At 65.3% G+C, this 14625-nt stretch carries 11 protein-coding genes; 4 read left to right on the top strand and 7 right to left on the bottom strand.

Features of this window, described 5'->3' with window-relative positions:
• Nucleotides 1-11 precede the first annotated feature (11 nt).
• The 3 genes from ACYVG8_RS02665 to ACYVG8_RS02655 all read right to left on the bottom strand — a co-directional run bounded on the left by ACYVG8_RS02665 (nucleotide 12) and on the right by ACYVG8_RS02655 (nucleotide 2789).
• Entirely contained in the window at nucleotides 12-740 is a 729-nt protein-coding gene (locus ACYVG8_RS02665; RefSeq protein WP_028500446.1) for an SPOR domain-containing protein, read from the bottom strand.
• A 203-nt stretch (nucleotides 741-943) separates the two neighbouring features.
• Nucleotides 944-2443: a YifB family Mg chelatase-like AAA ATPase gene (locus tag ACYVG8_RS02660; RefSeq protein WP_460744976.1), complete on the bottom strand. Its 1500-nt coding sequence runs from the start codon at nucleotides 2441-2443 to the stop codon at nucleotides 944-946.
• 58 nt (nucleotides 2444-2501) lie between these two features.
• On the bottom strand, nucleotides 2502-2789 hold the full coding sequence (locus tag ACYVG8_RS02655) for an accessory factor UbiK family protein (protein WP_028499599.1): 288 nt from the start codon (nucleotides 2787-2789) through the stop codon (nucleotides 2502-2504).
• A 302-nt stretch (nucleotides 2790-3091) separates the two neighbouring features.
• On the opposite strand from ACYVG8_RS02655, the gene glnK reads away from it, so the two are divergent.
• Complete coding sequence (gene glnK / locus ACYVG8_RS02650) at nucleotides 3092-3430, top strand: P-II family nitrogen regulator (protein WP_028499598.1); 339 nt, start codon at nucleotides 3092-3094, stop codon at nucleotides 3428-3430.
• A gap of 27 nt (nucleotides 3431-3457) precedes the next feature.
• Nucleotides 3458-4855, top strand: a complete 1398-nt coding sequence (locus ACYVG8_RS02645) for an ammonium transporter (RefSeq protein ID WP_028499597.1) — start codon at nucleotides 3458-3460, stop codon at nucleotides 4853-4855.
• A 72-nt stretch (nucleotides 4856-4927) separates the two neighbouring features.
• Here ACYVG8_RS02645 and ACYVG8_RS02640 read toward each other — a convergent pair whose 3' ends face one another.
• From ACYVG8_RS02640 to ACYVG8_RS02630, 3 genes are read right to left on the bottom strand one after another with little or no spacing between them, the layout of a single operon-like run.
• Nucleotides 4928-6361 (bottom strand): efflux transporter outer membrane subunit, encoded by a 1434-nt coding sequence (locus ACYVG8_RS02640; protein WP_315384119.1) that lies wholly within the window; start codon nucleotides 6359-6361, stop codon nucleotides 4928-4930.
• Complete coding sequence (locus ACYVG8_RS02635) at nucleotides 6361-9540, bottom strand: efflux RND transporter permease subunit (protein WP_107889236.1); 3180 nt, start codon at nucleotides 9538-9540, stop codon at nucleotides 6361-6363. Before ACYVG8_RS02635 ends, ACYVG8_RS02640 begins: the two co-directional genes overlap by 1 nt.
• 12 nt (nucleotides 9541-9552) lie before the next feature.
• Nucleotides 9553-10656 carry an efflux RND transporter periplasmic adaptor subunit gene (locus ACYVG8_RS02630; protein WP_244879578.1) on the bottom strand — a complete coding sequence of 368 codons (1104 nt, stop codon included), beginning with the start codon at nucleotides 10654-10656 and terminating at the stop codon, nucleotides 9553-9555.
• Nucleotides 10657-11041: 385 nt separating this feature from the next.
• On the opposite strand from ACYVG8_RS02630, the gene ACYVG8_RS02625 reads away from it, so the two are divergent.
• A complete protein-coding gene (locus tag ACYVG8_RS02625) occupies nucleotides 11042-11668 on the top strand; it encodes a TetR family transcriptional regulator (RefSeq protein ID WP_028499595.1) in 627 nt (208 codons plus the stop codon).
• Nucleotides 11669-11965: 297 nt separating this feature from the next.
• Here ACYVG8_RS02625 and ACYVG8_RS02620 read toward each other — a convergent pair whose 3' ends face one another.
• Entirely contained in the window at nucleotides 11966-12835 is an 870-nt protein-coding gene (locus ACYVG8_RS02620; RefSeq protein ID WP_107889240.1) for an NUDIX hydrolase, read from the bottom strand.
• 254 nt (nucleotides 12836-13089) lie between these two features.
• Between ACYVG8_RS02620 and pap the strand changes: the two genes are divergently transcribed.
• Nucleotides 13090-14619: a polyphosphate:AMP phosphotransferase gene (gene pap / locus ACYVG8_RS02615; RefSeq protein WP_036386157.1), complete on the top strand. Its 1530-nt coding sequence runs from the start codon at nucleotides 13090-13092 to the stop codon at nucleotides 14617-14619.
• Nucleotides 14620-14625: the final 6 nt, after the last annotated feature.

Raw genomic sequence — 14625 nt, 5'->3', positions numbered from 1 at the left:
CCTGATAGAAATTAGCCGTCGGCCTTGACGACCGAAGGATTGAAGCCCTCGTTCTTTAGCAAGGCCTTAACCCGGTTGATATCTTCCGGTCTGGAATACGGACCGACGCGGACGCGATGCAGCAGTCCCTTGTCCGGAATGGTGGTCGACGAGATGCTGGCCTCGATGCCGGACAGCGCGAGCCGCGCTTTCAGGTTGTCGGCCTCGTTCTCGCTGGAAAAGGCGCCAAGCTGGAAAAACACCGGTTTGCCGGCCTTGTCGCTCTTTTCCGCCGGTTTCCTGGCAGCAGGTTTTTCGGCCGGCAGCTTGCCGTCCTTGTCCGCCAGCAACTGGTAGAAATCGTAGTCCGGCGTGGCCGGTGCCGCCGGTTTGGCGGCCGGGGCGGGGGCGCCCGGCGCCTTGTCCGGCGGCGGCAGCACCACGACATTGCCCTGGGTCGGTCCTTCGGTCTTGACCTCGGGAGCGCGGGTATTCAGGGTGCCGGGCTCCAGCAGGGACGGTTGTGGCGGGGCGACCTCGGCCGCCGTGGTCGGCGTGCGCGGTTTTTCCCGGTCGGCGAACGGGCTGGCGGCACGATTCAGCCAGAAGGCGACGCCCACGGCGATGCCGACGCCGGCGATGACGCCGATCAGGATGCCGGCGCCCATGCCGCCGCCGCTGCGGTCGCGCTGGGGTTTGCTGCTGCGTCCGCTCGGGCGGCTCTGGCTCCGTCCGGCGTTCTTGTAATCGCGTGATGCCATGTCTGTGTCGATCGATCTGTTCGTCTGCGCCCCGTGCCTGCCGGGGCATTGTGTCCGGCTAGCGGTGGCGGGGGTAGGGCGCGTGGCACCGGGCTGGCGCTTGTGCGCTGCGGGAGTCGGCGATTATACCGGCTCACCGTCCGGCTGCACCTGCCCGGACACGGTCTGGCGGCAATATTGTCATGTTCAAATGTTACCGGATATCAGGGCCGCGAATGGCGGCGGTACTGGATCGCTTCGGCGACATGGTGACAGGCCACGGCCTCGCTGCCGTCCAGATCGGCCACCGTACGGGCGACGCGCAGAATGCGGTGGCAGGCGCGCGCCGACAACTGCAGCCGTTCGATGGCCTCGCGCAGCAGCGCCAGCCCGGCCGGGTCCGGCGTCGCGAACCGGGCCAGTGTCTCGCCCTCCAGCTGACCGTTTGGTGTGCCCTGTCGTGCTGTCTGCCGCCGGTGGGCTGCCACGACCCGCTGCCGGACCCGATCCGACGGCTCGCCTGGCGGGGTGTCCAGCAATTCGCCGGCCGGCACGCTGGCCATGTCCAGCCACAGGTCAATCCGGTCCAGCAACGGGCCGGACAGGCGGGCGCGATAGCGGCCGACCTGCTCGGGCGAGCAGCGGCAGCGACCGGCCGGATGGCCGTGATAGCCGCACGGGCACGGATTCATCGCCGCAATGAACTGGAAACGGGCCGGAAAGCGCACCTGCGCCGCGGCGCGGGCGATATCGACATGGCCGCGTTCCATCGGTTCGCGCAGGTTTTCCAGCACCCGCCGTTCGAACTCGGGCAGTTCGTCGAGGAACAGCACGCCATTGTGCGCCAGGCTGATTTCGCCTGGCCGGGGCGGCGAACCGCCACCGACCAGCGCCACGGCGGAGGACGAGTGGTGCGGTGTACGGTACGGGCGGCAGTGAAAGCGCGCGGGATCAAACGGCTGCACCAGCGCATGGACGGCTGCGGTCGCCAGTGCCTCATCGTGGTGCATCGGCGGCAGGATGCCCGGCAGCCGGGCGGCCAGCATCGACTTGCCGGTGCCGGGAGGGCCGCACAGCAGCAGCGAGTGGGTGCCGGCGGCGGCGATTTCCAGTGCCCGCCGCGCTGCACCCTGGCCGCGGACATCTCCGAGGTCCGGATAATCGGGCTGCCCGGCGCCGGCCATCGCGGGCTGGAACGGCGCCAGCGGCGCCCGACCGTCGAAATGCGCGGTCAGGGTTGCCAGCGTGTCGGCGGTGATCAGCGCCAGGCCGTCGCCGGCAATGGCCGCCTCGTCGGCGCTGCCGGCCGGCAGCACGAATACCCGTCCGGCGCGACGGGCGGCGCAGGCCATGACCAGTGCGCCACGAATCGGCCGCAGTTCGCCGGTCAGCCCGAGCTCGCCGGCGAATTCATGGCCGTCCAGTGCCGCTGCCGGCAACTGGCCGCTGGCGGCGAGGATGCCGAGTGCGATCGGCAGGTCGAAGCGGCCGGAGGCTTTCGGCAGGTCGGCCGGCGCCAGATTGACCGTCACCCGCCGGTTGGGAAAGTCGTAGCCGGTGGTCAGCAGTGCCGCGCGAACCCGCTCACGCGCTTCCTTGACCTCGGTTTCCGGCAGGCCGACCAGCGAGAATGCCGGCAGGCCATTGGCCAGATGAATTTCGACCGCGACTTCCGGCGCGTCGACGCCGATCAGGGCGCGGCTGTGCAGTACGGCGGTGCTCATCAAACCTCCGGGCGAAAAAAAACCGGCCTGTGTGGCCGGTGGGGACAGGCAAATCCGCTCAGGAATGACCCTGGCTGGCCTGCTCGTCGACGGCGACCTCGCGCTGGTCGGGGAACAGTTCGGCTTCCAGCCGGGTCACGCGGCTTTCCAGCTCGGCCAGCTTCTCGCGGGTGCGGGCAAGGACTTCCTGCTGCACGTCGAACTCCTCGCGCGTGACCAGATCGAGCCGGGTAAAGGCGGCGCCCATCATCGAGCGCACGTTCTTCTCGATGTCTCTGGCCGGGCTGGCGGCAATGGTTTCACTGATCTTGTTCGACAGTTCGTCGAAGAGCTTCTGGCTCAGCATGGTGTACTCCTGGCAACGGGATGATGTTGCGAGTGTAGCAAATGCCGGCGCCATCGGCGGCGATGCACTAATCTGGTGCGTAGACATATCCCGACCGGCAGACGAGGATGTTCCCGTCATGAATGCCGGTCAATCGGACGAATCCTAAAACGCTGGCTGATGCGTCAATCCGCTGTATTTGATCGATTTTTCCGCAACCCACCTGTGTTGGCACGAAAGCTGCATCAGCTGCAGTGCAACACGACGGCACCGTGTGTGACCGGTCGCCGTGTCTGATTTCAGCAAATGAGGAAGGAACAGGCATGAAACTGGTATCGGCAATCATCAAGCCGTTCAAGCTCGACGAAGTGCGCGAGGCGCTGTCGGCCATCGGTGTCCAGGGCGTCACCGTCACCGAGGTCAAGGGCTTCGGTCGCCAGAAGGGCCATACCGAGCTCTATCGCGGTGCGGAGTACGTGGTCGACTTTCTGCCCAAGGTCAAGCTGGAGATCGCCGTGCATGACGATCTGCTCGACCGGGTGGTCGAAGCGGTCGAGACCTCGGCCCGGACCGGCAAGATCGGTGACGGCAAGATCTTCGTCTACGACCTCGAACAGGTCGTGCGTATCCGTACCGGCGAGACCGGCGCGCAAGCGGTTTAGGCATTCGAGTTCCGAGGAGAAACCATCATGAAGAAAACGTTGAGCATTCTTGCGCTGATCGGCGTGCTCGGCATCGGTGCTGCGGTGATCATGAAGCAGACACCGGTCGCGACCTCGCCGGTGGCGACCGCCCCGGCGCCGACCACCACCGACAGCGCCGGCAGTGCGCCGGCCACGGCGGCTGATGCCACGGCCACCGCCGCTGTTGCCGCCCCGGTTCCCGAACCGAAGCTGGATACCGGCAACACCGCCTGGATGCTGGTGTCGACCGCGCTGGTGCTGTTCATGACCATTCCCGGCCTGGCGCTGTTCTATGGCGGCATGGTGCGCAAGAAGAACGTGCTGGCCACGCTGATGCAGAGCTTCGCCATCTGCTCGGTGGTGACCGTGCTGTGGTTTGCGTTTGGCTATTCGCTGGCCTTTACGCCGGGGAGCGGCTTTATCGGCGGGCTGGACAAGGCCTTTCTCAATGGCGTGAACATGGATTCGCTGACCGGCACGGCTGGCGCGAACATCCCGGAAACCGTATTCGTCGTGTTCCAGATGACGTTCGCGATCATCACCACGGCGCTGATTACCGGGGCGTTTGCGGAGCGGATGAAGTTCTCGGCCATGCTGGTATTCATGACGCTGTGGCTGTTCGTGGTCTACGTGCCGATCGCCCACTGGGTGTGGGAGCCGACCGGCTGGATGTTCAAGGAGGGCGTGCTCGACTTCGCCGGCGGTACGGTGGTGCACATCAATGCCGGTGTGGCCGGTCTGGTCTGCGCGCTGGTGCTTGGCAAGCGTATCGGCTTCGGCAAGGAAGCCATGCCGCCGCACAACCTGGTACTGACGCTGGTCGGGGCCTCGATGCTGTGGGTAGGCTGGTTCGGTTTCAACGCCGGCTCGGCGCTGGAAGCCAATGGCCGTGCCGGCATGGCCATGCTGGTGACCCAGGTCGCCACCGGTGCCGCTGCCGCTACCTGGATGTTCGTCGAATGGATCTTCAAGAAGAAGCCGTCGGTGCTGGGCATTGCATCCGGTGCCGTGGCGGGTCTGGTGGCGATCACGCCGGCCTCCGGTTTCGTCGACCCGAAGGGCGCGCTGCTGATCGGTCTGGTGGCCGGCGGCGCCTGCTACGTCGGTGCGACGTCGCTGAAGCACTGGCTCGGCTATGACGACTCGCTCGATGCCTTTGGTGTGCATGGTGTCGGCGGCATCATCGGCTCGCTGCTGGTCGGCCCGCTGGCGGTCAAGGCGATCGGCGGTGTGGAAGGCGATCTGATGACGCAGGCGATTGCCACGGTGTCGACGGCCGGCTACACGCTGGTGGTGACCTTCATCCTGCTGAAGCTGATCGACATGGCGATGGGCCTGCGGGTCAGCAATGACGAGGAACGCGAAGGCCTGGACGTGACGCTGCACGGCGAGCGGATCGAATAAGCCCTGCTTCCCGGCAAGGCAAAAAAGAACGCCGCGGCATCTGCCGCGGCGTTTTTGTCTGCCTGATGGAAATCAGCCGGCGGGTTTGCCTGCGTCCTGCGGCTGGCCATAACCGCCGCCCAGCGCACGGAACACGCTGATCGCCGCCTGCAGGCGGGCCAGACGGGTGTTGGCCCGGTCCAGCTCGGCACTGAACAGGCTGCGTTCCGAGTCCAGTACGTCGATATAGCTCGAATAGCCGTTGTCGTAGCGCAGGCGGGCCAGGTGGGTGGTGCGGGTATAGGCGGACACCTGGGTGTTTTGCGCCACCAGTTGCTCGGCGGTTTTCTGCTGGGCCACCAGGGCATCGCGGGTATCGCGGAACGCGTTCTGCACCGATTGCTCGTAACTGGCCAGTGCCTGCTTCTGCCGGGCATTGGCGATGTCGACGCCGGCACCGGTCTTGCCCCAGTTGAAGATTGGCATGGTCAGGTCGCCGGCGAACGACCACAGTGCGGCCGGCCCGGTGAACAGGTCGCCCAGCGCCAGGCTGGCGCTGCCCAGTGCGGCGGTCAGAGTGATGTCCGGGAAGTAGGCAGCACGGGCAACGCCGATGCGGGCGTTGGCGGCCACCAGCTGCTGCTCGGCGGCGACCACGTCCGGCCGGCGCAGCAGCAGGTCGGACGGCAGGCCGGATGGCGGCGTCGGCGGCACGTTCAGCGTCGACAGCGCCTTGCCGCGACTGACCTCGCCCTGATAGATCTCGCGCGGGCTGGCGCCGATCAGCACCTTCAGTGCGGTTTCCGCCTGCGAGACCAGTTGCTCGTACAGCGGCACCGCGGCGCGCGCCGTGGCGGTTTCCGCCTCGGCCTGGCGATAGTCGAGTTCGGAGATCAGTCCGCCCTCGAAGCGCTTCTTGCGCAGCACCAGCGCGTCTTCACGGCTTTTCAGCGTGCGGCGGGCAATGTCGAGCTGCTCGTCATAGGTGCGCAGCTGGAAGTAGCCGTTGGCCACGCTGGCGGCCACGGTCAGCGCCACGGTATCACGGGCGGCCTGCGACGACAGCAGCTCGGCGCGCGAGGCTTCGGTCGCGCGGCGCAGCTTGCCCCACAGGTCGAGCTCGTACGAGGCCTGCAGCGAGGCGTTGTACTGCTCGCCGATGACCTTCTGGCCCGGCTGCAGGCCGCTGGACGGCAGCAGGCTGGACGGCTGGCCGCGCTGGCCGCCGGCCGCGCCGTTGAGCTGCGGCAGCAGGTCGGCGCGGGTGCTGGTCAGCTGCGCGGCGGCCTCGTCGACACGGGCGATGGCGGCGAGCAGGTCGCGGTTGTAGACGCTGGCGCGCTGCTCGAAGGCGTCGAGCACCGGATCGTTGAACGCGGTCCACCAGTTCAGGTCGACACGGGCGTCAGGGCGGGCGTCGGCAGCCAGCGACTGCGGCAGGTCCATCGCCGGGCGCTGGTAGTCAGGACCGACCGCGCAGGCGCCGAGCGCCAGCGTGATCAGCGTGGGCAGGAGCAGACGTTTCATCAGGCATGTCCTCCCTGCGAGCCATCCGTGCCGGTCGGCGGGGTGGCGGGCGGCGTAACGGGCTTGTCGCCCTTGAACAGTTTCATGATCAGTACGAAGAACATCGGGATGAAGAAGGTGGCGACGAAGGTTGCCGCCAGCATGCCGCCGATAATGCCGGTGCCGATCGAGTGACGGCTGGCCGCGCCGGCGCCGGACGCGATGGCCAGCGGCACGCAGCCAAGCACGAAGGCCAGCGAGGTCATGATGATCGGGCGGAAACGCAGCCGGGCCGCGTTGACCGCCGCCTGGGCCAGGGTTTCGCCTTCCTCGTGCATGCGCATGACTGCGAACTCGATGATCAGGATGGCATTCTTGGCCGCCAGACCGATCAGTGTCACCAGCGCGATCTGGAAGTACACGTCATTGGCCAGCCCGCGCAGGAAGTTGGCCAGAATGGCACCGAACAGGGCAAACGGCACCGCCATCAGCACCGCCAGCGGCAGCGACCACTTCTCGTACTGCGCGGCCAGGATCAGGAACACCATGATCAGGCCGGCGATGAACACGATCGCCGACGAGCCGCTGGTGGCCTTTTCCTGATACGCCGTGCCGGTCCAGGCCAGCGTATAGCCGTCCGGCAGCGACTCGGCCGCCACCTGTTCCATGATCTGGATTGCCTGCCCCGAGCTGTAGCCCTGGGCCGGACCGCCCATGACCTTGGCGGCGGAAAACACGTTGAAGCGTTCGGCCACTTCCGTGCCCTTGACCTGTTTGACATTGACCAGCGCGTTGAGCGGAATCATGTCGCCCCTGGTCGAACGCACGTAGACGTTGCGGATGTCCTCCGGTCGCGAGCGGAAGTCGGACTCGGACTGGATCTGCACCCGGAACGGCCGGCCATACTTGTTGAAGTCGTTCACGTAGTAGGCGCCGAACGTGCTCTGCATGGCGGCGAACACGTCATTGATCGGCACCGACAGCGCCTTGGCCTTCTCGCGGTCGAGGTCGAGGTAGATTTGCGGGACGTTGGCCGAGAACAGCGTGTTGATACCGGTCAGCTCGGGCCGCTTGCGTGCCGCGTCGATGAACTTCTTCAGCGCGACTTCCAGATCCTGCGACGTGCCGCCGGTCCGGTCCTGGATATACGCCTCGAAACCGCCGGTGTTCGACATGCCGGAGATCGGCGGCGGGTTGAACGCCATGGTCAGCGAGGTCGGGTCGCCATAAGTGCCCTGCATGATCTCCTTCGCATAGCTGAACGAGTCCTGGCCCTTGTGCTTCTCGCGCTCCTTCCAGTCCTTCAGCGGCAGGAAGGTCACGCCGTTGTAGGTCTTGTAGGTGCCGCCGGTCAGCAGGTCGAGGCCATTGATGGTCACCACATCGGCGGTGGCAGGGTTCTCGCTGGCGATCTTCTGCAGGTTCAGCACCGCCTTTTGCGTGCGCGTCAGCGACGCGCCGTCGGGCAGGAAGGTCTGGGTCAGCACATAACCCTGGTCCTCGTCCGGCACCAGCCCGCCGGGCACGTGGCGGAACAGGCCGAGCGTGACGGCGATGATGCCGGCGAACAGCAGCAGGCCGACCGCCGAGCGCTTGAGCAGGAACGACACGCCGCCGGTGTAGCGACCGGTAGCTTTCTCGAAGAAATCGTTGAACCAGCTGAAGAAGCGGTTCGGCTTCTTGCTGTGGTCATGATCCTTCAGCAACAGGGCGCACAGCGCCGGCGTCAGCGTCAGCGCCACGATGCCGGAGATCACTACCGAAACGGCAATGGTCACGGCGAACTGCTTGTACATCTGGCCGGCGAGGCCGCCGAGGAAGCTGACCGGGATGAACACCGAGCACAGCACCAGCACGATGGCGACCACCGGGCCGGTCACCTCCTGCATGGCCTTGATCGCGGCATCGGTTGGCGACAGGTGTTCGGTCCGCATCAGCCGCTCGACGTTTTCCAGCACCACGATCGCGTCGTCGACCACGATGCCGATGGCCAGCACCATGCCGAACAGTGTCAGGGTATTGATCGAGAAACCGAGCAGATACATGCCGGCAAAGGTACCGACGATGGACACCGGCACCGCCAGGCACGGGATCAGTGTTGCCCGCCAGTTCTGCAGGAACAGGTAGACGACCAGGAACACCAGCACCATCGCCTCGAACAGCGTGTGCACCACTTCCTCGATCGACACCTTGATGAACTTGGTGGTGTCGTACGGCACCTTGTAGGTGATGCCTTCCGGGAAGCGGCCGGACAGTTCCTTCAGCTTGGCCTGGACCGCGTCGGACACGGCGATCTGGTTCGCGCCCGGGGCCAGGTACACGCCGAACAGCGTGGCCGGCTTGCCGTTGAGGAAGGTCTGCGAGTAGTAGTCCTTGGCGCCCAGCTCGATGCGGGCAATATCCTTCAGCCTGATCTTCGAGCCGTCGGGGTTCGAGCGGACGATGATCTGGCCGAATTCCTCAGGGGTTTCCAGCCGCCCCTTGGCGGTCACGGTGTAGGTGAAGTCGACCGGCTTGCCGCTGGTCGGTTCCGCGCCGACCTTGCCGGCGGCGAACTGCGCGTTCTGTTCGTTGATGGCGCTGGAAATGTCGGCCGGCGTCAGCTTCAGCTGGGCCAGGCGGTCAGGCCGGATCCAGACCCGCATCGAGTAGTCGCTCGCGCCGAAGATCGACGCGTCGCCGACCCCCGGAATGCGCTTGATGTCGTCGATGATGTTCACCAGCGTGTAATTGCTGATGTAGGTCTGGCTGAAGCGGTCCTCGGGGGAATAGATCGCCGGCACCATCAGGATGGTCGACGACTTCTTCTGCACCGTGACCCCCTGGCGCGTGACTTCCTGCGGCAGTTGCGCCATGGCGGCCTGCACGCGGTTGTTCACGTTGATGGTGTTCTGGTCCGGGTCGGTGCCGATGGCGAAGGTGACGGTGATGGTCAGCGAGCCGTTGGACGCACTGGCCGACTGCAGATACAGCATGTTGTCCACGCCGTTGATCTGCGTTTCGAGCGGCGCGGCCACCGACTTGGCGATGGTTTCCGCCGATGCGCCCGGATAGCTGGTGGTCACCGACACCTGCGGCGGCACGATATTCGGATACTGCGCGATCGGCAGTGCCTTGATGGCGGCAATCCCGGCCAGCATGATGATGATCGAGATCACGCTGGCAAAGATGGGCCGCCGGATGAAGAACGCTGAAAACATGGAGGCTCCCGCTTAGTTGGCCGGTTTCTTCTCGTTGCCGGCGGCCGGTGCGGCGGCCGTTCCGGTCGCCGGCGGGAGTGCCGCGGGCTTGCCGTCGGTTCTGGCGGGCAGGATCTTCACCGGCTGGCCGGGCTTGGCCTTGACCGCGCCATCGACAATGACGGTGTCGCCACTCTTCAGCCCCTTGAGAATGGCGACGTTGTCGCCGATCTCCTGGCCTTTTTCCACCGGGCGCGGTGCCGCCTTGCCATCAGGTGTCACGGTAAAGACGATGTTGCCCTGCTGGGTCGACAGGACCGCCCGCTGCGGAATCACGATGGCGTCCTTCAGGTGCGCGCCTTCGAGGTGAACGCGGACGAACTGGCCGGGCAGCAGATGGCCGTCGGGGTTCTTGAACGTGGCCCGGGCGCGGATGGTGCCGGTGGTGGTGTCGATGATGTTGTCGGTGAAGTTCATCCAGCCGGTGCGCGAGTAATTGCTGCCATCGGACAACTGGACCGTCACCTGGTACTTCTCGCCCTGTGGCACGACGAGCTGGCCGTTGGCGATCTGGGTGCGGTAGCGCAGCGCATCATTGTCCGAGATCGAGAAATTCACATAGATCGGATCGATCTGCGACACCGTGGTCAGCAGGCTGCCTTCGGCCGAGTTGGCAACAATCAGGTTGCCTTCGCTGACCGTTTCCTTGCTGGCCATGCCGGTGATCGGTGCGGTGACTTTGGTGTAGCCGAGGTTGATCTGGTCCTGCGACAGCTTGGCCTGCGCCTGGTTGACCGCGGCCTTGGCCGACTCGTAGGCCGACAGTGCATCGTCCCGGTCCTTCTGGCTGACGGCATTTTCGGCGAACAGCGGCACAATGCGCTTGTAGTCGAGCTCGGCACGGGTCAGCTGCGCCTTCTGCACGGCCAGCGCCGCACGGGACTGGTCGACCTCGGTCACGAACGGCGCCGGGTCGATCTGGAACAGTGGTTCGCCGGCCTTGACCAGCCGGCCCTCAGTGTACAGTCGCTTCTGCAGGATGCCGCCGACGCGGGCGCGGACTTCGACATCGCGGAAGCCGGCGACCTGGCCGATAAACTCGTAAGAGACCGGTACATCCTGCGCTGTTGCCTTCATGACCGAGACCGGTGCCGGCGGCGGCGCAGGGGGGGCATTGTCTTTGGCGCCACATGCGGCGAGCATGAGTGCGAGGGGGAGGAGCAGGGCAGCGTGAGTTGTATGTCTGATGGGCTTCACTTGAACCTCGTCGGGGAAACTCCGCGCCACGACAGACTGCGCACGCGGACCTTTTGAAATTGGGTACTGCACTCAAGTGCGGGCAGCGAGTTTGAGTATGATGCCGGGCACGCAGCTTCACTATAAAAACAAGCTGTCGCCAGTGATAGTGAAAGTTGGCGATTTACTCTTGTTTTAAAAAGATGTTCACAGGCAATATCGGGTTATCATACATTCTTGACTGGATGTTAATGCGGCAGTTTACGGATTTTGTTGAAGATACGCTATGAGAAGAACCAAAGAAGATGCGGCGCTGACCCGCGAGAGCCTGCTGGATGCAGCAGAACGGCTGTTCTCCGAGAAGGGCGTGTCACGCACCTCGCTGGCGGATATCGCCGGCGCGGCCGGGGTCACGCGGGGGGCCATCTACTGGCATTTCAAGAACAAGGCCGAGGTGTTCGTCGCCATGCACGCCCGCTTGCGCGAGCCGGTCGACGCGGTGTTCCAGAAACTGATCGTCGCCGGCAGTGGCGATCCGATCCGGCGCGTGCGTGACTATTACGTGTACGTGCTGGAGGAAACCACCCGTTCCGAACGCCGGCGCCGGCTGCTGGACATCCTGACCCACAAGGCCGAGTACGTCGACGAACTGAAACCGGCGATTGACGACATTCATGGCGTCCACAAGCGGGTGAGCGAGGCGATCGCGCAGATCTTCGTCGAGGCGAAAGCCGTCGGGGTGCTGCGTGCCGACGTGGACCCGGAACTGGCGGCGGAAACCCTGCGCTTCACCGTACACGGCGCGCTGTCGATCTGGCTGCTGTGGCCGGAGCGCTACCCGCTGGCCGAACGGGCCGGGCCACTGATCGACCAGATTCTGAACGGGATCCTGGTCAAGCCGCTGAACGACTGACCTGGGCCCGGGATCGGGCATCGGCTGCCGTCAGGCACGCTGGCCGGGCCCGTCCGGCCGGCCATCCGCTGCCGCAGCGGGCCGCCCTGCGCGCCCATGCCCGTGCGTACCGTGCGGGCAAAAAAAATCCCCCGGCTCGCTAGGGCGTGGGGGAAAGCACGAGGAAGAAACACCTTACTAGTGGTGCTGACGCGGGCAAAACGCGCAGCACGTGGAGCCATAATAGGTGCAGCTTCCTGACGTATTCCAATCACAAATCCTGATACCCCCCCATCACATTCACTGATGGGGTCGGGCTCAGGCCAGCAACGGCGAGGTCGAGCCCTTGATCGGCAGCAGCGCGGCGACGATGCGCGCGCTGCTGGCACCGAGCGCGCGGTTGCGTGCCAGGCAGTCGAGGGCGACCAGCGCGGCGTCGGCCATGAAGCGGCCGTCGACGACGGCCTTGACCACTTCCGGTGGCGACATCAGCACGAACTCGCTCATCTCGCCGTCCTGGTTACAGGGTACGGTGCCTTCATCGAGCCACAGGTCGTAGGTATGCAGCCACTCGCGGTGCAGACCGCGCGCGACCCGGCGCTGGGCGAACACCCGGCCGGCTGACGACAGCTCGCGCACGGCCGCGGCCGGCATGCCGGCTTCCTCCCAGCTTTCGCGCTCCAGCGCGGCGAGCAGCGATTCGCCGGCGGCCACGCCACCCCCGGTCAGGTTGTCCAGCTTGTCCGGCTCGACCGACTTGTGCGGACTGCGGCGGCCGATCCACATCTTCAGCGAGCCGTCGGCCTGGCGAACCAGTCCGTTGACGTGGACGGCACGGCTGATCAGACCCAGTGGCCGGAATGCCGCGCGTTCCAGCTCGAACAGTGGCGTGCCGTCCTGGGCGAAGGCGGTGAAGTTCTCGCCGCGCCAGCCGCTCAGACGACCACTGTCGCGCCAGCCGCGCGCAATGCGCATCAGCACGGCGCTGATGTCGTTGTAGCGGTCGAGGGCCGGGGCCAGAACGACCCGGGCACCGTCGTCCTGGAACTCCGCATGCGAGACGACCTGCGCCTTCCAGTCCGGGTTCAGCAAGCCGATTTCCCGGCCCGCAATCACCAGCGGGGTCAGGTCGGCGCTATCGAGTCGGCTGGCAGCATCAAGCAGGCCAAGCAGGGCGGCGATGTGCATTTGATCCTCTTGCAATCCGCCGCGAAAGGGGCGCGGCTTTATGAAGAAAGGCGGCAACATAACCTATTTTCAGGCCATGCAAAACCATTGCGTGCGGTGCTTTCGGCATGATGGCTAATAGCTGTTCCTGCAATTGCTGTCGCGCCCCCCCTGTCATGACCTGATGGCGGGAACGGGCGACATGCTGCTTGACGCAGGGGGCTGGCGACCGTTCAATAGCCGCATTGTCGCCAATGTCATAGCGTGGAGTAAGCATGTTCGAGTCAGCCGAGCTGGGTCATCACCTGGGGCGCGAGGCGTATGAAGCCGAAGTGTCGGAATTGCGGGAAGCCCTGCTGGATGCGCAGCACGAGCTGAAAGAACGGGCGGCCGGACCGGTGATCATCCTGATCAACGGCATGGACGGCGCCGGTCGCAGCGAGACGCTGGCCCAGATCGACGCCTGGCTCGATCCCCGGCTGGTGCCGGTCTACGCACAGACGGCGATGTTCGCCGATCCGGTCGATGAAGCGACCGGCCGGCCCTGGCTGTGGCGCTACTGGAATGCGCTGCCGCCGCGCGGGCAGATCGGCGTCTACTTTGGCAGCTGGTATTCCGACGTGCTGTTCGGCCGCGTGTATGGCCAGACCACCGAGCAGCAGGCGCTGCAGGCGCTGGCCGAGACACTGATGTTCGAAAAGCAGCTGGCTGCCGAGGGCGCCAGCATCGTCAAGTTCTGGCTGCACCTGTCCAAGGCCGACCAGAAAAACCGGCTGAAGTCGCTGGAAAAGGACCCGGCCACGCGCTGGCGGGTCAGCGAACGCGACTGGCAGCACGTAAAGGATTACGACGCCATCCGTGCCGAGGCCGAGCGGATGCTGCGCGCGACCAGCATTGCCGAATCGCCGTGGGTGGTGGTCGAGGGACTGAATGCCCGCTACCGCGAAATCACCGTCGGTCGCACGCTGCTGAACATGCTGAAGGCCGGGCTGGAACACAATGCCAAGCCGGTCGTCCACGACGATACCCCGCCGTTGCTGCCACCGGTCGACGGCGTGATGCTGCTCGACACGCTGCAGCTCGACCAGCCGCTGGACAAGAGTGAATACAAGGCACGGCTGGCCGAACTGCAGAGCCGGCTGGCGCAGCTGACCCGGGAAGCGGCGTTCGCCAACCATTCGCTGCTGATCGCCTTCGAGGGCAATGATGCCGCCGGCAAGGGCGGGGCGATCCGCCGGCTGGCGATGGCGCTGGATGCCCGCCGCTACCGGATCATCCCGGTCGCCGCACCGACCGAGGAAGAACGCGCGAAGCCGTGGCTGTGGCGCTTCTGGCGCCATGTGCCGAAGCGTGGCGGCATCTCGATCTTCGACCGCACCTGGTATGGCCGCGTGCTGGTCGAACGGGTCGAGGGCTTCTGCCGCGAGGTCGACTGGATGCGCGCCTACAACGAGATCAACGACTTCGAACGCCAGTTGCATGCCGCCGGTGCGATCGTGGTCAAGTTCTGGCTGACCATTTCCAAGGAAGAGCAGCTGGCCCGCTTCAAGGCCCGCGAGGAAACCGGCTTCAAGCGCTTCAAGATCACCGATGAAGACTGGCGCAACCGTGACAAGTGGGACGACTACAAGCTGGCGGTCTGCGACATGATCGACCGCACCAGTACCCATCATTCGCCGTGGACGCTGGTCGAAGCCAACAACAAGTACTACGCACGCATCAAGGTGCTGGAAACCGTCTGCGCCGCCATCGAGAAGCGGCTGGCGGAAGGCGCCAAGGGCAGCAAGAAGGGCAAGCTGGCCTGATCCTGC

This window comes from Microvirgula curvata, assembly GCF_054781615.1.
This window is presented reverse-complemented; position numbering and strand designations above follow the sequence as displayed.